Source organism: Actinomadura sp. NTSP31 (assembly GCF_041951385.1).
Taxonomy (GTDB): Bacteria; Actinomycetota; Actinomycetes; order Streptosporangiales; family Streptosporangiaceae; genus Spirillospora; species Spirillospora napierensis.
In genome coordinates this window covers 103,703-123,083 of sequence record NZ_JBGNUT010000004.1, presented here as the reverse complement: position 1 = coordinate 123,083, position 19,381 = coordinate 103,703, and the positions used below count along the sequence as shown (strand labels likewise).

The following is a 19,381-nucleotide window of genomic DNA, read 5'->3' as shown; positions in this document are numbered from 1 at the left end:
GTTCAATGCCCTGTGGGGTATGACCCGTCTCACCCCTTTCCTTGGGGTTCGTCCAGCCGGGCCAGCAGGCCCGCGACGGTCGGCGCCGCCATCAGCGCCGCGATCCGCAGCCCCGCGCAGCCGGGCTCGCGGCGGATCCGCCGCACCAGCCGCATCGCCAGCAGCGAGTGCCCGCCGAGGTCGAAGAAGTCGTCGTCCGGCCCGACCTCGGGGACGCCGAGTTCCTCGGCGAAGATCCGGCACAGCGCCGCGTCCCGGTCGTCCCCGCGCCGCACCGCCGCGGGCCCGGGCGCGGCGCCCGCCTCCGTGACGGCGCGGGCGGTGAGGACGGCGGGCAGCGCGCCCACGGGCGTGGCGGGATCGTCCGCGACGGTCTCCAGCAGCGCCACCAGGCCGCCGGCCATCGTCCGGACCGTCTCCCGGTCGAACAGGTCGGCGGAGTAGTCGACGACCAGCCGGAGGTCGTCGCCCCGCTCGCGGAAGATGAAGTCCAGGTCGAACTTCGCGGCGGACGGCCCGAACGACGCCTCCCCCTGCTCCAGGCCGGGGAAGCGCACCTCGCCGGGGTCCTGGTTCTCGTGGCCGACCATCACCTGGAACAGCGGGTTGCGCCCCGGCACGCGCCTCGGCCGCATCGCCTCCACGACGGCCTCGAACGGCAGGTCCTGGTTGGCGAGGCCGGCGAGGCCCGCCTCGCGGACCCGTCCGAGCAGCTCGGCGAACGTCGGCTCCCCCGACAGGTCGGCTCGCAGGACGAGCGTGTTGACGAAGAAGCCGACCAGGTCCGCGGCGGCCTCCTCGGTGCGCCCCGCGACCGGGCTGCCGAGCGGGATGTCGTCGCCGGCGCCCGTGCGGTGCAGCAGCGCCGCGACGGCGGCCTGGCAGACCATGAACACGGTGGCGCCCGCGTCCCGCGCGACGCGGCGCAGCCGCCGCGTCAGCGCCGGCGGCAGGTCCGCCGTGAGGGTCCCGCCGCGCTGGCCCGCCGTGCCGGGCCTCGGCCTGTCGGCCGGCAGCGGGATCTCCTCGGGCGCCCCCGCCAGGGCCCGCACCCAGTGGGCGAGCTGCCGCGCGTGGACGCTGCCCGGATCGAGCGGGTCGCCGAGCAGCTCGGCCTGCCACAGCGTGTGGTCGGCGTACTGGACGGGCGGCGGCTCCCATGCGGGCGGCGCCCCGTCCAGCCGCGCGGCGTACGCCTCGGCGACGTCTCGCGCGAACGGGCCGAACGACCACTCGTCGAACGCGATGTGGTGGAAGACGGCCAGGAGGAGATGCTCCCGCTCCCCTTCCGGGAAGACCGCGACGCGCAGCGGGATGTCGCGGGCGAGGTCGAACGGCCGGGCGATGACCTCCTCCGGCGCGGCCGACACGACCTCCAGGGCGGGACGGGCGTCGTCCGGGTCGAGGATCCGCTGGTAGGGCGTGCCGTCGTGTTCGGGGAAGACCGTCCGCAGCGCCTCGTGCCGGGCGGTGACGTCGCCGATCGCCGCCTCCAGGGCTGCTAGATCGAGGTCGCCGCGCAGCCGGACGGCGAGCGGCAGGTGGTAGCCGTCGCGCGGCCCGTCGTCCTCGCGGAGGAGCTGGTCGAGCAGCCACAGCCGCCGCTGCGCCGGCGACAGCGGGACGCGCTCGGGACGCTCCCGCGCCACGAGCGCCGGACGCGGCGCCTCGTCCGCGCTGCCGCGCAGCCGTTCGGCCAGCTCCGCCACGGTCGGCGCCTCGAACAGGTCGCGGATCGCCAGCGGCGCGCCGAGCGCCGCGCGCGCCCTGCCGACCAGCCGCGTCGCGAGCAGCGAGTGCCCGCCGAGGTCGAAGAAGTCGTCGTCGACGCCGATGCCCTGCGCGTCGAGCACCTCGGCGAACAGCGTGCACAGGACCCGCTCGACCGGCGTGCGCGGCGGGCGCCCGCCCGCGCGCCGGGGCCCGTCGCGGCCGGGCTCGGGCAGGGCGCGGCGGTCGAGTTTGCCGTTGACGGTGAGCGGCAGCGCGTCCAGCGTCACGATGGCGCTCGGCACCATGTAGCCGGGCAGCCGCCGCTTCAGGCCCTCGCGGAGCCGCGCGCCGAGGACGCCGTGATCGCGTGCCGCCACCGGGTCGTTCGCGTACGACGCGGGCGGGCGGCCGGGCTCGGCCGGAAGGTTCGCCGCTCCCCCGCCGAAGACGGCGTCGTAGCATCCGGCCTGCGCCGACGGCGTCAGCACGACGTCGGGGTACAGCGCGTAGACCGCCTCCGGCTCGACGCCTTCGGGCGCGGCGGCGAGCGCTTCGCGCGCCTCGTCCGGCGATCCCCCGTCGCGGAGCACGCGCAGCGCCGCCGCTTCCCCGGACAGTCGCGGATCGGGAATCCCCCGTACCCGCAGCGGCCCGTCCGGCGCCGCGTCGGCGAGCGCGCGGAGAGCGGCGAGGCGACGGGCGCCTTCAGGAGCGGCGTCGAGACCGTCCAGCGCGGCCCAGTCCACGACGGGCGCCTCGGAACTGGTTGGGACGTCCGGGCCAGGTTTCCAGAGGACGGCGTCGTAGCGGTGGCGGGTCAGTTCGTTGTGGTGGACGCCCCGCTTGGTGAGGACGTCGACGCGGGCGGGGCCGTCGAGTGCGGTGAAGAAGGCGGGGTCGAGGAGGAGCTCCTTCTCCATCCGCACGGCGCGTTCGACCGCGCGCAGGTCGGTGTCGCCTCGTCCGAGCTGGATCGCGGCGTGCAGGTGGTGGATCGTCCGCAGGTCGCGGACGTCGCCGAGGAAGAGCTTCCCGCCGGGCGCGAGCAGGCGCATCGCCTTGGCTACGACGTCCTGGAGGTAGGCGGCGCCCGGGAAGTACTGCGCGACCGAATTGATGACGATCGTGTCGAAGTGGCCCTCCGGGAGGCCCTCGGTGTCGTGGGCGGGGCGGTGGCTCAGCCGGACGGGCGAGTCCGGCCCGAGGTCGGCGCGGAGCTTGGAAATGACCGGTTCAGAGAAGTCCGTGCCCCAGTACTCCTCGCTGTCCGGCGCGAGGCGAGTGAGCAGCAGGCCGGCGCCGACCCCGATCTCCAGGACACGGCGGGGCCGCAGGGCGCGGATCCGCTCGACGGTGGTGTCCCGCCATTCGCGCATGTCGTCGAGCGGGATCGGCACGCCGTCGTAGCTGCTGTTCCAGCCGGCGAACTCCTCGTGGTGGACGACGGTGCCGACCTCGGTGTACTCGGCGTCGTAGATCTGCCGCCATTCGGCGAGCTGCTCGTCGGCGGCGCCGTCGCGGGACCCGTCCGGGACGACGTAGCCGATGATCCGCTTGACGCCGGGGACGTCGGTGGCCGAGGCGACGACGGCGGCCTGCCCGACGCCCGGTTCGGCGGCGAGCGCGGTCTCGATCTCGCCCAGCTCCACCCGGTAGCCGCGGATCTTGACCTGGTCGTCGGTGCGGCCGAGGAAGTCGATGTTGCCGTCCTCGCGGACCCGGACGAGGTCGCCCGTCCGGTACATGCGCCCGCCGGTGAACGGGTCGGCGACGAACCGTTCCGCGGTCAGGTCGGGGCGGCCGAGGTAGCCGCGGGCCAGGCCGGCGCCCGCGATGTACAGCTCGCCGGGGGCGCCGGGCGGGACGGGCCGCAGCCACGCGTCGAGGACGTGGGCGCGGGTGTTCCAGATCGGCTTCCCGACGGTCGGGGTGGCGCTGTCCCCGGTGCCGCCGCCGAGCGTGTTGATCGTGTACTCGGTGGGCCCGTACAGGTTGTAGCCGAGGACGCCGTCGGCCTCGGCGAGCCGGTCCCAGACGGAGGCGGGGACGGCCTCGCCGCCGAGCAGGACGAGCGGCGGCCGGTGCCCGCCGTCGAGGAGGCCTTCGTCCAGGAGCTGCTGGGCGTAGGTGGGGGTCACGTTGATGACGTCGACGCGGTGTTCGCGCAGGTAGGCGGTCAGCGCTTCGGCGTCGCGGCGCAGGTCCTCGTCGCAGACGTGCACCTCGTGGCCCTCGATGAGCCAGAGCAGTTCCTCCCACGACATGTCGAAGGAGAACGACACGGTGTGCGCGATGCGCAGCCGCCGCCCCGCTGCCCGCACCACGGGGTCGAAGATGTTGGCGCGGTGGTTGAACTGCATGTTCGTCAGGCCCCGGTACGGGGTGACGACGCCCTTGGGGCGGCCCGTGGATCCCGACGTGTAGATCACGTAGGCGGGGTGGTCGAGGCGTCCGGGGGTGCCGGGCGCGAAGCCGCGCAGCTCGCCGGGTTCAAGGTCGGTGCCCGGCATGCCGGCGAGCGCCCGGGCGGTGCCGGGTTCGTCCAGGGCGAGGGTGGCCCCGGAGAAGGTGAGGCCGGCGGCGATGTCGCGGTGCGAGACGAGGACCGCCGGCGACGCGTCGGCGATCATGTAGTCGAGCCGGTCGGCCGGGAGGTCGAGTTCGAGCGGCAGGTAGGCGGCGCCGGTGCGCAGGACGGCGAACAGCGCGACGACCATCTCGGCGGAGCGCGGCAGGGCGAGCGCGACCACCCGTTCCGGGCCGGCGCCGTTCGCCAGCAGCAGCCGGGCGAGGCGGTTGATCCCGGCGTTCAGCTCGCCGTAGCTGAGGCGGACGTCCGGGAGCGACACCAGCGCCGTGTCGCCGGGCCGCTCGGCGGCGCGCTCGGCGAGCAGTTCCGCCACGGTCAGCTCGGGGACGGGATGCCAGGCGTCGTCCCGGTCGCGGCGGAGCCGGTCGTGCTCCTCCGGGACGAGCAGGTCGAGGCGGTGGCACGGCGTGCCGGGGGCGTCGGCGATCTGCCGCAGCACCCGGACGTACCGGTCGGTGACCCGTTCGGCCTCCGCCTCGGTGAACGCGTCGCCCCGGTACATGACGCGCAGCGCGGCGCCCGGGTCGACGACCATGGTGACCGGGTAGTGGGTGGCGTCGCGGACCTCGCGCCCGGTGACGCGGAGCGCCCCGTCCGGGCCGAAGCCGCGGTCGGTGGGCATGCCGGGGAAGTTCTGGAAGACGAACAGCGTGTCGAACAAGGCGCCGAGGCCGGTGGCGCGCTGCACGTCGGCGAGCGCGACGTAGGAGTGGTCGAACAGCTCCGACTGCGCGGCCTGGACGCGTTCGAGCACGGCGGTCAGCGGGTCGGCGGGGCCGGCCTGCACGCGGATCGGGACGGTGTTGAACAGCAGCCCGACCATGGATTCGACGCCGTCCACGTCCGGGTGGCGGCCGGAGACGGAGGCGCCGAACACCACGTCGTCGCGGCCCGTCATGCCCATGAGCGTGAGGCCCCACGCCGTCTCGAACAGCGTGCCGGGGGTGACGCCGTGGTCGCGGGCGACCGCGTGCAGGCGGTCCGCGAGCCCGGCGGGCAGCGCGCGGTGCACCTCGCCTGCGGTGGCGAGGTCGGCGGGACGGTCGGCGAGGCCGGGGCGCACGAGGGCCGGTTCGTCGAAGCCGTCGAGGGCGCGGCGCCAGGCGTCGACGGCGGCGTCCCGGTCCTGCCGGGCGATCCAGTCCAGGTAGCCGCGGAACGGCGGGACGGGCCGGGCGGCCTCGGCGGCGGCGTCGGTGTAGGCGTTCAGCAGCGAGGTGACGAGCAGCCCGCCGGACCAGCCGTCCAGCAGGATCAGCTCGGACGTCAGCACCAGGCGGTGGTCGTGCTCGCCGAGGGTCGCGAGCCCGAACCGGATCAGCGGCGGCGCGGCCGGGTCGAACGGCTCGGCGCGCTGCGCGTCCACGAACGCGTCGAGGCCGTCCTGGCCGGACACCTCGGCGTGCGTCCAGGGCGTCTCCCACTCGTCCGGGACGAACTGGACGGCGCGGTCGCCGTCGGTGCGGAACCCGGCGCGCAGGTTGGGGAACTTCTCCAGGACGGCGCGGGCGGCGTCCGCCATCCGCGCCGGGTCGACGGGGCCGGACAGCGACACGACGGCCTGCTGCACGTAGATGTCGCGGCCCTCGCCGGCCATCATCAGGTGGAAGAGCAGGCCTTCCTGGAGCGGCGACAGCGGCAGCTCGTCGGCGCCCGCGTCCGGGGCGGCCTCGACGGCCGCGGGGGTCTCGGCGGCCCGCGCGAGGGCCTCGGCCGTCCGCAGCCGGAACACGTCGCGGACGGTGAACGACAGGCCGGCGCGGCGGGCGCGGGCGACGAGCAGCGCCGCGCCGATGCTGTCGCCGCCGGAGCGGAAGAAGTCGTCGTCGGCGCCGATGCCGTCGCGGCCGAGGACGGCGGCGGCGAGGCGGGTGAGGACCCGTTCGGCCTCCGTCGCGGGCGCGCGGCCTGCGGCAGGGCGCCCGGGTTCGGGCAGCGCCCGCCGGTCGAGCTTGCCGTTCGGGTTCACCGGCAGCTCGCCGAGCACGACCAGCTCGGCGGGGACGAGGTGGCCCGGCAGCGTCGCGCGCAGCCGGTCCAGCACGGCGCCGGCGTCCACCTCGCCGGTGACGTAGCCGACCAGGCGCGTCCCGTGGACGGCGACGGCGGCGCGGCGGACGCCGTCCTGCGCGGACAGCGCCGCCTCGACCTCGCCCGGCTCGATGCGGAACCCGCGCAGGGAGATCTGGTCGTCGGCGCGGCCGAGGAAGGCCAGGCCGCCGTCGCGGCGGCGCCGCACCCGGTCGCCGGTGCGGTAGAGGCGGGAGCCGGGCGGGCCGAACGGGTTCGCCACGAACCGCTCGGCGGTGCGGGCCGGGTCGCCGAGGTAGCCGCGCGCCAGGCCGTCGCCCGCCAGGTACAGCTCGCCGACGGGTACCTCGCGGAGCGCGGCGTCCAGGACGTACGCGCGGGTGTTGGCGATCGGCGCCAGTCCCCCCGTGCCCGCCGGCGGCGCCTCCGCGATCAAGCTGTCCCCGGCGGCCTCCGAGCAGCCGTAGAGGTCGACGATCCGGGCGGGCACCCTGGCCGCGAGCGCGGCGGGCAGGGCCTCGCCGCTGCTGATCCAGGTGGTGACGGACGGCGGCAGGCCGCGTTCCACAAGGGCGGCGAGCAGGCTCGGGACGAGCGTCACGGTCCGCACGCGGTGCCGTTCGACGAGGTCGCCGAGCGCGACGGCATCGGCCGCGGTCGCGTCGTCGGCGATCACGACGGTGTCGCCGGCGACGAGCCCGCCGAGCAGTTCGGTGGTCCCGTCGATGAACGCGGGCGAGCTCTTGGCGGCGCGGACGCCGGGCGCGGTGAGCCCCGCGCCCCACGCGAGCCGGTTGGCCAGGGCGCCCTGCGTGCCGACGACGGCCTTCGGGGTCCCGGTCGAACCCGAGGTGAAGATGACGTAGGCGAGGTGACCGGGCCGGACGTCCGGCCGTTCGCGGGGCGGCGCGTCGAGGGGCGGCTCCTCGCGTCCGAGGACGAGCAGCGGCCGGACGGCGCCGAGCATCGCCTCGATCCGGGCGTGCGGGTACGACAGGTCGACCGGCAGGTAGGCGGCGCCCGTCTTCAGCACGGCCAGCAGCGCGACCGCGAACGCGTCGGAGCGCGGCAGGGCGATGCCGACGACGCGCTCGGGTCCCGCGCCGGCCGCCGCGAGCCGGTCCGCGAGGGCCTCGGCGCGGCGGTCCAGTTCGGCGTAGGTCATCGACGTGCCGCCGAAGACCAGTGCCGTGGCGCCGGGCGTCCGCGCGGCCTGGGCCTCGAAGAGCGCGGCGGCCGTCGCGGCCGGGAGGCGGCGGGCCGTGTCCGGGTGCTCGACGGGGGCGCCGAGCACGGAGAGGCGGCGGTCCGGGTCCTCGGCGACCTGGTCGAGGATGCGGGCCAGCTCGTCCAGCAGCCCTTCGACGGTGGCGGCGTCGAAGAGGTCCTCGGCGTAGGCGGCGAACCCCTCGACGTCCTCGTCCCCTTCGGCGAAGTACAGGTCGAGGTCGAACTTGACGCCGCCGGTCACCGGCAGGAACGGCTCGGCGCGCACGCCGGGCAGCGCGAGCCGCACGTCGTCCAGCCGCTGGTGGACGATCATCACCTGGAACAGCGGGTTGCGCGCGAGCGACCGTTCCGGCGCGAGGCGCTCCACCACGCGCTCGTACGGGACGGCGGCGTGCGAGAACGCGGCGAGGTCGGCGGCGCGGACCCGTTCCAGCAGCGCGGCGAACGACGGGTCGCCCGACAGGTCGGTGCGCAGCACGAGCGGGTTGACGAACACGCCGACCAGCCCGGCCAGGTCCTCGTCGGCGCGGGCGGCGATGGGCGAGCCGAGCGCGACGTCGTCGCCCGCGCCGCCGCGCTGGAGCAGCGCCGCGACGGCCGCGTGCAGCACCATGAACACGCTGGTGCCGGTGGCGCGGGCGAGCCGCCGCGCGCCGGCGGCCGGGAGCCGGAACGGGACGAGGCCGCCGCGGTGGCTCGGCTCCGCCGGGCGCGGCCGGTCGAACGGCAGCACGGTCTCCTGCGGGAGCCCGGCGAGGGCCCGCTCCCAGTGGCCGAGCCCTTCGGAGAGGTCGGCGGACGCCGCCCGCTCCCAGGCGGCGTAGTCGGCGTACTGGACGGGCAGCGGCTCCCAGCCGGGCGCCTCGCCGGCGCGCCGCGCCTCGTAGGCGCGGGCGAGATCGGCGAGCAGCGGGGTGAACGACCATTCGTCGGCCGCCGCGTGGTGCAGCAGCAGGATCAGCGACCACTCCTCGTCGCCCGTCCGGACGAGCGTGCCCCGGACGGGCAGGTCGGCGGCGATGTCGAAGACGTGCGACGCCGCGTCCCGCTCGATGGCCGCGCGGCGCTCCGGCGTCTCGGTGCGGGCGTCGACGACGGAGAAGGTGACCGGGGTGCCGGCGTCCAGGATCCGCTGGACGGGCAGTCCGTCGTCGCCTTCGACCAGCAGGGTGCGCAGCGCCTCGTGCCTGGCCACGACGTCGGCGAACGCGGTGCGCAGCGCCCCGGCGTCGAGCGCTCCGGTGAGCCGGAGGCCGAACGGCAGTGTGTAGGACGCCGACGGGCCGCGCAGCCGCTCCTCCAGCCACATCCCGCGCTGCGCCGCCGACGCCGGGACGACCGCGGGCCGTGCCACGTCCCGGACGCGGACGCCTCCGCGCGCCACCAGGCGCGGGGCGAGCGCGGCGACGGTGGGGGCCTCGAACACGTCGGCGATGGAGAACTCGGCGTCCAGGACGGTCCGGACGCGGGCGGCGAGCTTGGCGGCGAGCAGCGAGTGGCCGCCGAGCGCGAAGAAGTCGTCGTCGACGCCGACGCGTTCGTACCCGAGCAGCTCGGCGAACAGATCGCACAGCGCTGCCTCGCGCGCGTCGCGGGGCGCCCGGCCGTCCGTGCGGGCGCCGGGGGCGGGGAGCGCGCGGCGGTCGAGCTTGCCGTTGGCGGTCATCGGCAGCGCGTCGAGCCGGACGAGCGCGCCCGGCACCATGTAGGCGGGCAGTTCGGCGGCGAGCACGGTCCGCAGCCCGGCCTCGTCGGCCGTGTCGGCGCCCGGGACGTAGTAGCCGACGAGGCGCGGCTCGCCCGGCCGGTCCTCGCGGACGACGACGGCGGCCCGCGCGACGCCCGGCAGCGCCGCCAGCACGGCCTGCACCTCGGCGGGCTCGATCCGGAAACCGCGGATCTTCACCTGGTCGTCGGTGCGGCCGAGGTACTCGACGGAGCCGTCCCGGGTCCACCGCGCGAGGTCGCCGGTGCGGTACATGCGGGTGCCGGGCGGGCCGAACGGGTCGGCGACGAACCGCTCCGCCGTCAGGTCGGGGCGTCCGACGTAGCCGCGGGCGAGCTGCGCGCCCGACAGGTACAGCTCGCCGGGGACGCCCGGCGGGACGGGTCGCAGCGACGCGTCCAGGATGTGCGCGCGGGTGTTCCACAGCGGGCGGCCGATGCCGGGCTCCGGCAGGACGGCGGCGGTCGCGTAGATGGCGGTCTCGGTCGGCCCGTACATGTTCGCGGCGCTGCGCGCGCGGGCCGTCAACTCGGCGGCGAGCGCGGCGGGCAGCGCCTCGCCGCCGGTGATGATCCGCAGCCCGTCGAGCGCGGCCGGGTCGAGGGAGCCGAGCAGCGACGGCGTGCCCTGCAGGTGCGTGACGCCGCGTCCGAGGAGGCGGGCCAGCGCCGCCGGGTCCCGGACGGTCTCCCGCGGGGCGAGGACGATCGCCGCGCCGGTGACCAGCGGCAGGAGAACCTCCAGCGTCGCGATGTCGAACGCGATGGTCGTCACCGCCGCCCACCGGTCGCCGGGGCCGATCGGATGCTCGTCCCGCATCCGCGCGAGGAGGTTCGTCAGGGCGCGGTGCGGGACGGCGACGCCCTTGGGCCGGCCCGTCGAGCCGGAGGTGTAGATGACGTAGGCGAGGTCGTCCGGGTGCGGCTCGTGGACACCGTCCTCGGCGCCTTCGGCATCGAGATCGCCGTCGAGGGCGATGGCGTCGGCCTCGTCGGGGAGCAGCCCGGCCGTCTCCGGCGCCGCGACGGCGCACAGCGCGCCCGCGTCCTTCAGCATGTAGGAGACGCGGTCGCGGGGGTGGCCGGGGTCGAGGGGCAGGTAGGCGGCGCCCGACTTCAGCACCGCGAGGACAGCGATCACGAGGTCGGCGGTGCGCGGCAGCGCGAGCGCCACGACGGCGTCGGGCCCGGCGCCCCGCGCCCGCAGGACGCGGGCCAGCGCGGACGACCGCCGGTCCAGCTCGGCGTAGGTGAGGGGCTCGCCGGACCCGGTCTCGACGGCGGGAGCGCCCGGCGTGCGGGCCGCCTGCTCGGCGAACAGCGCGACGGCGCCGGGGCCGGGGACGTCGCGGGCGGTCGCGTTGGCCGCCTCCAGCCGCGCCTCTTCGGCGGCGTCCATGAGCGCGAGCGCGCCGATCGGACGGTCCGGGTCGGCGATCGCGTCGCGCAGCAGCGTCTCCAGATGGGCGAGGAGGGCGTCGATGCGCTCGTCGTCGAACAGCTCCCGGCGGAACGTGGCCTCCACCGTCATGCCCTGCGGCCGGACGAACGCCTCCAGCGACAGGTCGAAGTGCGTCATGCCGTTGTGGACGTGCGTCCACGACGTGGTGAGGCCCGGCAGCTCCAGCTCGCCGATCTCCTGGGCGAGGAACAGCAGCATGGTGTCGAAGAACGCCGACCGGCCGTGGCCGCGCGCGGGCCGCAGCTCGCGGACGAGCGCGTCGTACGGCGCCGCCTGGTGCGCGAACGCGTCGGTCACCGTCCGCCCGGTGCGTCGCAGCGCCTCGCGGAACGTCGGCCCGCCGGTCAGGTCCGTCCGCATCACGAGCGTGTTGCCGAAGTTGCCGGCGAGCCGCTCGACCTCCACGTGCTCGCGGTTCATCACCGACGACCCGACCGCCACGTCGCCGGAGCCGGTGTAGCGGTGCAGCAGGACGGAGTAGGCGGCGAGCATCACCGTGTACTGGGTGACGTTCTCCTCCTTGGCGAGCCGGCCGAGCCCCTCGGTCACGTCGTCGCCGAAGCGGCGGGCGCGGCGTCCGCCGCGCTCGGACGCGGCGGCGGAGCGCGGCCGGTCGGCGGGCAGGTCGAGCGGCGGGGGCGGCGGGTCGAGCCGGGCGCGCCAGTAGGCGAGGTCGTCCTCGGCGAGGGGCCGCTTCTGCTCCCAGTCGGCGAAGTCGGCGTACTGGACGCCGAGCGCGGGCAGGCCGTCGGGCTCGCCCGTCACGGCCGCCCGGTAGAGGGCCGACAGGTCGCGCGACATCGAGCCCCAGGTCATGCCGTCCCAGGCGATGTGGTGGACGACCAGGACCAGCGCGTGCTCGTCGCCGGCCACGCGCAGCAGTTCGAGCCGGACGGGCCTTTCCGCGCGCAGGTCGAACGGCGTCGCCGCGAGTTCGGCGGCGCGGGCATCGGGGTCGGCGCAGTCGACCGGCGCCAGGTCGAGCGAGTCGTCGCCGGTGACGATCTGCACCGCGTCCTCGCCGTCGCCGGCGTAGACGGTGCGCAGGACGGCGTGGCGCCGGATGAGGCCGCGCAGCGCCTCGCGGAGCGCGGCGGCGTCGAGCGGTCCGGCCATGCGGATCAGCAGGCACACGTTGTAGGCGGGGCTCGCCGGGAACGCCCGGTGGTGCAGCCACATGCTCTGCTGCGCGTAGGACAGCGGCGCGGGCCCGCCGGTCTCGCGCGGGCCGGGGCGTCCGGCGTCCGGTCCGCGCCGGTCCGCCGGGAGGCCGGCCTCCGCCATCCGCCGCCGCATCAGCTCGCGCCGCAGTTCGTGACCCTGCGCCGCCGTCGTCGTCTGCTCCTGCACGCCTCAGCTCTTTCGTCGTCGGCTTGATCAGCAAAAGTTAGGTTAGCCTTGCCTACAAAAATCGCACAAGGTTAGGCTTACCTAAGTTTTCGCCCGGATTCCCGACTCGGTCGGATTTCGTCACCCAAGGGAGCCCACTGCCTTGTCCCCCGGTCCGCGCACTGACGAGAAGCCCACCGAAAAGGTGGTCGAGGCCGCCCGCGCGCCGCTCGACCTGATGACCCGGCTGGCCGGATCCGGCCTCTTCGCCGACCACGTCGTGTACGAGCGGCCCGGCCGCTGGACGTTCGCCGGCGGCGTGCTCGGCGAGGTCGTCCTCGACGCCGGCGCCGTGCACGCCCGCTGGCCGGGCCGCGCGCCGGAGACCGCGCCGTACACCGGCCGGCCCGGCGCCGCGCTGCGCGAGGCGTTCGCCGCCGCGCCGCTCCCGGCCTGGAACGCCTACGGGTGGATCGCGTTCGAGTTCGCCTCGGCGCGCCCGTCCGGGCGGCTCGCGCACTTCGTCGTCCCGCGCGTCGAGGTCCGGGTGGAGGACGGCGCGGCCCGCATCGCCGGCGCCGATCCCCGCGACGTCGAGCGCGTCGCGGACCTGCTCGCCGCGGACGTCCCGCCCGCTCCCCCGGCCCCCGCGCCGGTGGACGTGCGGCAGGGCGGCGACGCCTACCGCGCGCGCGTCGCCCGGGCCGTCGACGACATCGCGGCGGGCCGCTACCAGAAGATCATCGTGTCGCGGCGGCTGGACGTCCCCTACCCCGTCGACGTCGTCGCCACCTACGCGTGCGGGCGGGCGGCCAACACCCCGGCGCGGTCGTTCCTGCTCGACCTCGGCGGCTTCCAGGCCACCGGGTTCAGCCCCGAGGTCCTCGCGAGCGTGGACGACGGCGGGCGCGTCATGACGCAGCCGCTCGCCGGCACGCGCGCCTTCGGCCTCGGCGGCGACGCCGACGCGCGCACCCGCCGGGAGCTGGAGACCGACCCGAAGGAGATCTTCGAGCACGCCGTGTCGGTCCGCACCTCGCAGGAGGAGCTGTACCGGGTGTGCGACCCGGACGGCGTCCACGTCACCGGGTTCATGACCGTGAAGGAGCGGGGCAGCGTGCAGCACCTCGGCTCCAGCGTCGGCGGCGTCCTCGCGCCGGGCCGCACCAGCTGGGACGCGCTCGACGCGCTGTTCCCCGGCGTGACGGCGTCCGGCATCCCGAAGGCCGAGGCGATCGAGGCGATCGGGGAGCTGGAGGAGCGCCGCGGCCTCTACGCGGGCGCCGTCGCCGCCGTGTCGCACACCGGCGCGCTCGACGCGGCGCTCGTGCTGCGCGCCCTCTACAACGAGGGCGGGCGGGCCTGGCTGCGCGCCGGCGCCGGCATCGTCAGCGGCTCGACGCCCGAACGCGAATACGAGGAGACCTGCGAAAAGCTCTCGAGCATCGCTCCGTACGTCGTCCCCCTCCCCTGAACGACCTGCCACACCATGTCCGATTTCAGGGCTTTTGTGGCCCGTGGTGAGGGGCGTCCGGTCCGGCCGGCAGCGAAGACTTGGGGGGAACGCGCATCCCGCGCACCGGAAGGAACGGAATGTCTGCACCTCCCACCGTCGTGCTCGTCCACGGGGCCTTCGCCGACGCGGCCAGTTGGTCGCCGGTGACCCTTCGGCTTCTCGAGCAGGGCCACAAGGTCCTGGTCCCGCCCGTCTACAACCGCAGCCTGTCCGACGACGCGGCTTCGATCAGGGCCTTCGTCGAGCGGATCGACGGGCCGGTCCTCCTCGCCGGCCACTCCTACGGCGGCGCGGTCATCACCGTCGCCGGCATGGCGGAGAACGTCGCGGGCCTCGTCTACGTGGCCGGCTACGCGCTCGAGGAGGGGGAGAGCCTCGGGCAGCTGCAAGGCGGCTTCCCCGACTCCGACCTGGCCGCCAACCTCGTCTACACGCCGTACCCGGTGGACGGCGGCGAGCCCGGGACGGACGTCTCCGTGCGGATCGAGGCGTTCCCCGCAGTGTTCGCCGCCGGGGTCGACGCGGACACCGCGAAGGTCCTGGCGGTGTCGCAGCGCCCGCTGTCGGCCGCCGCGTTCGGCGAGCCCGCCTCGGCGGCCGCGTGGCGGGCCAAGCCCGCCTGGGGCATCGTCTCCAGCGCCGACCGCACCATCAACCCCGACGTCGAGCGCTTCGGCTACCAGCGGGCCGGACTGCGCAAGGTGCTGGAGCTCGACGCTCCCCACCTGGTGATGCAGACCCACCCCGCCGAGGTCGCGGAGTTCATCGCCGGCGTGATCCCCGAACTCGGCTGATCCCGGCAGGGAACGCGTACCCCTCATCCATACGACAGGCAGATAGGAAAACCGCCATGGCAGGCAACCCGCTGGGCATTTCGCTGGAGAAGGCGGCGCAGGAGTTCGTCGACGCGACGTCCGAGCCGCCGTTCCTCTACCAGCTCGCCCCCGAGGACGGGCGCAAGGCCGTCGACGGCGTCCAGGACAGCCCCATCTCCAAGCCCGAGATCGACGAGGAGTGGATCACCGTCGAGGGCGGCCCCACCGGATCGGTGCGGGTACGGATCGTCAGGCCGCCGGCCGCGACCGGGCCGCTGCCCGTGATCGTCTACACGCACGGCGCCGGGTGGGTGTTCGGCGACGCGCACACCCACGACCGGCTCGTCCGCGACCTGGCCATCGGCGCCGGCGCCGCCGTGGTCTTCCCCGAGTACGACCGTTCGCCGGACGTGCGCTACCCCGTGGCGAACGAGCAGTCGTACCGCGTCGCCCAGTGGGTCGCCGAGCAGGGCGCCGAGAAGGGGCTGGACCCGTCGCGGATCGCCGTGGCCGGGGACTCCGTCGGCGGCAACATGGCGATCGCGCTGACGCTGATGGCCAAGGAGCGCGGTGACGTCTCGTTCGTGCAGCAGGTGCTGTTCTACCCGGTCACCGACGCGAGCTTCGACACCGGCTCGTACCACGAGTTCGCGGAGGGCTACTTCCTCGCCCGCGAAGGCATGAAGTGGTTCTGGGACCAGTACACCACCAGCGAGGAGGAGCGCGCCCAGATCACCGCCTCGCCGCTGCGCGCGACGCCGGAGCAGCTCGCGGGGCTGCCCCCGGCGCTGGTCATCACGGCGGAGGCGGACGTGCTGCGCGACGAGGGCGAGGCGTTCGCCGCAAAGCTGCGGGCCGCGGGCGTGCCGGTCGCGCAGGTCCGGTACGGCGGGATCGTCCACGACTTCGTCATGGTGAACTCCCTCCACGACACCGAGGCCGCCAAGGCCGCGGTGGCCCAGGCCGCCGCGACCCTCAAGCGGGCCCTCCACGGCTGACCCGCCCGGAGACCACCACGGGGGCGCCTGATCCGCTGAGACGCGGGTCGGGCGCCCCCGTTCGTCGTGCGGCCCGCGGTCGTTCCCGGCCGCACGGCCGCCGCGGCCTCAGGCGGCGCAGTACGGCGGAAGGTTCGCGCAGGAAGTCCGGGCTATCGCGTGCAGCCGTTCCGTCGGGACGCCCAGGCGGCTGAGCTGGATCAGCCCCTGGGAGACCAGCACGATGTGCGCCGCGAGCGCGTCGATCTCCACGTCGATCTCAGTGTCGATCTCACTGTCGATCTCTGCGGCGTCCGCGGCGGAACCGGTGACCGCGGCGCGGATCCGGGCGGCGACGCCGGACTCCATCCGCTCCGTCGCCCGCCGCGTGATCGCGACGACCTCGGGCATCCGGGTCCCGAGCTGGGCCATGCTGTTGATCATCAGGCAGCCGCGGCGGCCCGGCTGGGCGGCGCAGTCGGCGATGACGGCCTCGAAGTACCCGCTCACCGCGGACGCCGCCGACCCGGGACGCCGCACGGCCGCGCGCACGAAGTCGGCGCGCCCCTCGCAGTACCGCTCGAAGAGGGCGAGGAACAGGCCCTGCTTGCTGCCGTAGGCGGCGTAGATGCTGCCGTTCCCGACGCCGGTCGCGGCGGAGACGTCCTCCACGGACGTGTCGTCGAACCCCTTGCTCCAGAACAGCTCCGTCGCCGCGTCGAGCAGGGCCGCCTCGTCGAACCGCCGTGGACGTGCCATCCGGGCATGCTACCCAAGCGAGGCGCCCGTGAGCCCGGTCACCCCGAGTTGATTTTGGAGCGACGCCTCCATAATGTTGCGCCATGAACCTCCGGCCACCCGCCCTCCGGCGCCGCATCGGCTTCCTGGTCTTCGACGGCGTCAAGATGCTCGACTTCGCCGGGCCCGCGGAGGTCTTCGTGGAGGCCAACCAGGCGTCGGCGGCGTCCTACGAGGTCGTGCTCGTCTCGCCGGACGGCGGCGACGTCACCACGTCCATCGGCGCGCGGGTCGCCGTGCGGTGCGCGGCGGGAGCCGGCGGGCGGTTCGACACGGTCGTCATCCCCGGCAGCGAGCTGCCGCCGGCCGCCTTCGTCACGCCCGAGGTGCTGGCGGCGACCCGGATCCTCGCCGCGGGCACCCGGCGCCTGACGTCGATCTGCAGCGGCGCGTTCGTCCTCGCCGAACTGGGGCTCCTGGACGGCAAGCGGGCCACGACGCACTGGAAGTTCACCGACGCCCTGGCGCGGCGCCACCCGGAGGTCCGGGTCGAACCCGACTCCCTCTTCATCCGCGAGGGCAACACCTACACCTCCGCGGGCGTCGCCGCCGGCGTCGACCTCGCGCTCGCGCTGGTGGAGGAGGACCACGGCGCGGACGCGGCGCGGGAGGTCGCCCAGGCGCTCCTGGTGTACATGCAGCGGCCGGGCGGGCAGTCGCAGTTCTCGGCCTCACTGGCCGGGCCGGTCCCGCGCAGCCCCCTCGTCCGCGCGGTCGCCGACCTGGTCTGGGCCGATCCCGCCCGGCCCTACACCGTGCAGGAACTCGCCACCCACGCCAGGGTCAGCGTCCGCCACCTGACCCGCCTGTTCCGCGCGGAACTGCAGACCTCTCCGGCCGAGTACGTCGCCTTCGTCCGCTTCTGCCTCGCCCGGGAGAAGCTGGACGCCGGCCACACGGTCACGGCGGCGGCCGCCGCGACCGGATACGGCAGCTACGAGGCCATGCGGCGCGCCTTCGTGACCCGCCTGGGCATCTCGCCGAAGAAGTACCAGCAGCGTTTCCGCTCGACGGTCCGTCCACCCGGCATCCCGGCGGTGAGCCACGCGGCAACGGGCTGATCCCCGCGTGGCCAGCTGGCTGGCTTGAGCGGTCGTGGCGGCCTTCGGCGCACTCGAAGATCGCGCCGGCGAGTCCGCGGCGTGCCTCTCTAATGCAGGCCGGCGGCGAGGGCCTTCTTGCTGACCTTGCCCACCGGGGTGCGCGGGAAGGCGTCGGCGGTCTCCAGGCGGTCGGGCCACTTGTAGGCGGCCAGGCCGCGGTCGCGGAGGAAGTCCTTGATCTCGCGGAGCGTCGGCGGAGTGCCCTTCGCCGCGTCGCGGAGGATGAGGAACGCGCAGGTCCGCTCCCCCATCATCGGGTCGGGGACGCCGACGACGGCGGCGTCGTGGATCGCCGGATGGGCGAGGAGATGGTCCTCCAGCTCCTCGGCCGACACCTTGTCGCCGCCGCGGTTGATCTGGTCCTTCTCGCGGCCCTCCACGACGAGGTGCCCGGAGGGCAGCTCGCGGACGAGGTCGCCGGTGCGGTAGTAGCCGTCCGGCGTGAACGCGCGGGCGTTGTGCGCGGGCGCGCGGTAGTAGCCGCGCAGCGTGTAGGGGCCGCGGGTGAGCAGTTCCCCGACCTCGCCGGGCGCGACCGTCCCGCCGTCGGCGTCCACGACGCGGATCTCGTCGGCCGGGGACAGCGGGCGGCCCTGCGTCCGCTCGACCAGCTCGGGCGGGTCGTCCAGGCGGGTGAAGTTGAGCAGGCCCTCCGCCATCCCGAACACCTGCTGCACGCGGCAGCCGAGGACCCCGGGGACCTCGGCGGCGCGCTCGGCGGCCAGCTTGGCGCCGCCGACCTGCAGCAGCTCCAGCGAGGACAGGTCGTCCTCGGACCACGTGGCCGCGTCCAGCCACAGCAGCGCGATCGGCGGGACGACCGCGCAGGCCGTGGCGCGCTCGCGCTCGACGAGCGGGAACGCCTCGTCCGGCGACCCGGACGGCGCGAGCACCACCGTCCCGCCGGTCGCGAACACGCCGAGCAGGCCGGGGCAGGCGAGCGCGAAGTTGTGCGCGGCGGGCAGCACGACGAGGTAGACGGTGTCGCGGGTGAAGCCGCACACCTCCGCGCTGGCCTCCAGGTTGTAGACGTAGTCGCGGTGCGTGCGGGGGATGAGCTTCGGCAGCCCCGTCGTGCCGCCGGACAGCAGGAGGACGCCGACGTCGGAGGGGTCCGGGCGCGGGTGCTCGACGGGCTCGGCGTCCAGGTCGGCGAGCGCGGTGAACTCCTGGGCGTCGCCGTCCACGACGACGTGCTCGACGGGGAGCGTCCGGGCCATCGCCCGGTAGTCGAAGTCGCCGTCGGTCTCGCCGCAGACGTAGGCGCGGGCCTCGGCCAGCTCGCACAGGTAGCGGATCTCGCTCTCGCGGTGCGCGGGCAGGGCAAGGACGGGCGCCGCGCCGATCCGCACGAGGGCGAGGAACGCCACGACGAAGCCGGCGGTGTTGGGCAACTGGACCACGACGCGGTCGCCGTCGCGGACGCCGAGCCGCAGGAATCCGGCGGCGGTCCGTTCGGCGCGCCGGTCGAGGTCGGCGTAGGTGAGGCGGTCGCCGCCCGCGACGAGCGCGACACGGTCCGGGTCGCCGCGCAGGACGTCGCCGAGGACGCGGTCCTTCCAATAGCCCTCGGCCTTGTAGCGGGCTTCCAGGTCGGCGGGCCAGGGGGTGAAGCCGTCCACGGTGCTCAGCGTCCGGCGAGCTGGGCGGCGGCGCCGGGGACCGGCTCGCCCGGGTCGGAGCCGAGCGCGACGATGCGGTTGGCGTCGTCCACGTGGACGACGCGGGGCCGGTGGGCGGACAGCTCGGCCTCGTCCAGCGCCGCGTAGGTGATGACGATGACCAGGTCGCCGGGCTGGACGAGGCGGGCCGCGGCGCCGTTCACGCCGATGACGCCGCTGCCGGCCTCGCCGGTGATGGCGTAGGTGACCAGGCGGGAGCCGTTGGTGATGTCGACGAGGTGGACCTGCTCGCCCTCGGCGATGCCGGCGGCCTCCATCAGGTCCGCGTCGATCGTCAGCGAGCCCACGTAGTGCAGGTCGGCCTGGGTCACGGTCGCTCGGTGGATCTTTCCGTTCATCAGCGTGCGCTGCACCGGGAGGTCCCCTTCTCTCACGATCAACTAAGGATAGGCTTACCTTAGCCACTCCCC

The 19,381-nt window shown here is 75.1% G+C and carries 8 protein-coding genes; 4 read left to right on the top strand and 4 right to left on the bottom strand.

The features are described from left to right. Positions 1-29 precede the first annotated feature (29 nt). Positions 30-12,101 carry an amino acid adenylation domain-containing protein gene (locus ACA514_RS07990; protein ID WP_375040374.1) on the bottom strand — a complete coding sequence of 4,024 codons (12,072 nt, stop codon included), beginning with the start codon at positions 12,099-12,101 and terminating at the stop codon, positions 30-32. A gap of 142 nt (positions 12,102-12,243) precedes the next feature. On the opposite strand from ACA514_RS07990, the gene ACA514_RS07985 reads away from it, so the two are divergent. From ACA514_RS07985 to ACA514_RS07975, 3 genes are all read left to right on the top strand, one after another. Then, on the top strand, positions 12,244-13,554 hold the full coding sequence (locus ACA514_RS07985; RefSeq protein ID WP_375040373.1) for a salicylate synthase: 1,311 nt from the start codon (positions 12,244-12,246) through the stop codon (positions 13,552-13,554). Between the two features lie 119 nt (positions 13,555-13,673). After that, positions 13,674-14,390 (top strand): alpha/beta fold hydrolase, encoded by a 717-nt coding sequence (locus tag ACA514_RS07980; protein ID WP_375040372.1) that lies wholly within the window; start codon positions 13,674-13,676, stop codon positions 14,388-14,390. A 56-nt stretch (positions 14,391-14,446) separates the two neighbouring features. Continuing rightward, complete coding sequence (locus ACA514_RS07975) at positions 14,447-15,409, top strand: alpha/beta hydrolase (protein WP_375040371.1); 963 nt, start codon at positions 14,447-14,449, stop codon at positions 15,407-15,409. Positions 15,410-15,517: 108 nt separating this feature from the next. On the opposite strand, the gene ACA514_RS07970 is transcribed toward ACA514_RS07975, so the two are convergent. Further along, positions 15,518-16,147, bottom strand: a complete 630-nt coding sequence (locus tag ACA514_RS07970) for a TetR/AcrR family transcriptional regulator (RefSeq protein ID WP_375040370.1) — start codon at positions 16,145-16,147, stop codon at positions 15,518-15,520. Positions 16,148-16,230: 83 nt separating this feature from the next. On the opposite strand from ACA514_RS07970, the gene ACA514_RS07965 reads away from it, so the two are divergent. Continuing rightward, positions 16,231-17,247 (top strand): GlxA family transcriptional regulator, encoded by a 1,017-nt coding sequence (locus ACA514_RS07965; RefSeq protein ID WP_375040369.1) that lies wholly within the window; start codon positions 16,231-16,233, stop codon positions 17,245-17,247. 89 nt (positions 17,248-17,336) lie between these two features. Here ACA514_RS07965 and ACA514_RS07960 read toward each other — a convergent pair whose 3' ends face one another. Then, complete coding sequence (locus ACA514_RS07960; RefSeq protein ID WP_375040368.1) at positions 17,337-18,911, bottom strand: (2,3-dihydroxybenzoyl)adenylate synthase; 1,575 nt, start codon at positions 18,909-18,911, stop codon at positions 17,337-17,339. A gap of 5 nt (positions 18,912-18,916) precedes the next feature. Beyond that, positions 18,917-19,324, bottom strand: a complete 408-nt coding sequence (gene panD / locus ACA514_RS07955) for an aspartate 1-decarboxylase (RefSeq protein ID WP_375040692.1) — start codon at positions 19,322-19,324, stop codon at positions 18,917-18,919. Positions 19,325-19,381 lie beyond the last annotated feature (57 nt).

Coding starts and splice junctions, on each gene's coding strand:
- ACA514_RS07970 (WP_375040370.1), bottom strand. CDS start 16,147: ATGGCACGTCCACGGCGGTTCGACGAGGCGGCCCTGCTCGACGCGGCG.
- ACA514_RS07965 (WP_375040369.1), top strand. CDS start 16,231: ATGAACCTCCGGCCACCCGCCCTCCGGCGCCGCATCGGCTTCCTGGTC.
- ACA514_RS07975 (WP_375040371.1), top strand. CDS start 14,447: ATGGCAGGCAACCCGCTGGGCATTTCGCTGGAGAAGGCGGCGCAGGAG.
- ACA514_RS07980 (WP_375040372.1), top strand. CDS start 13,674: ATGTCTGCACCTCCCACCGTCGTGCTCGTCCACGGGGCCTTCGCCGAC.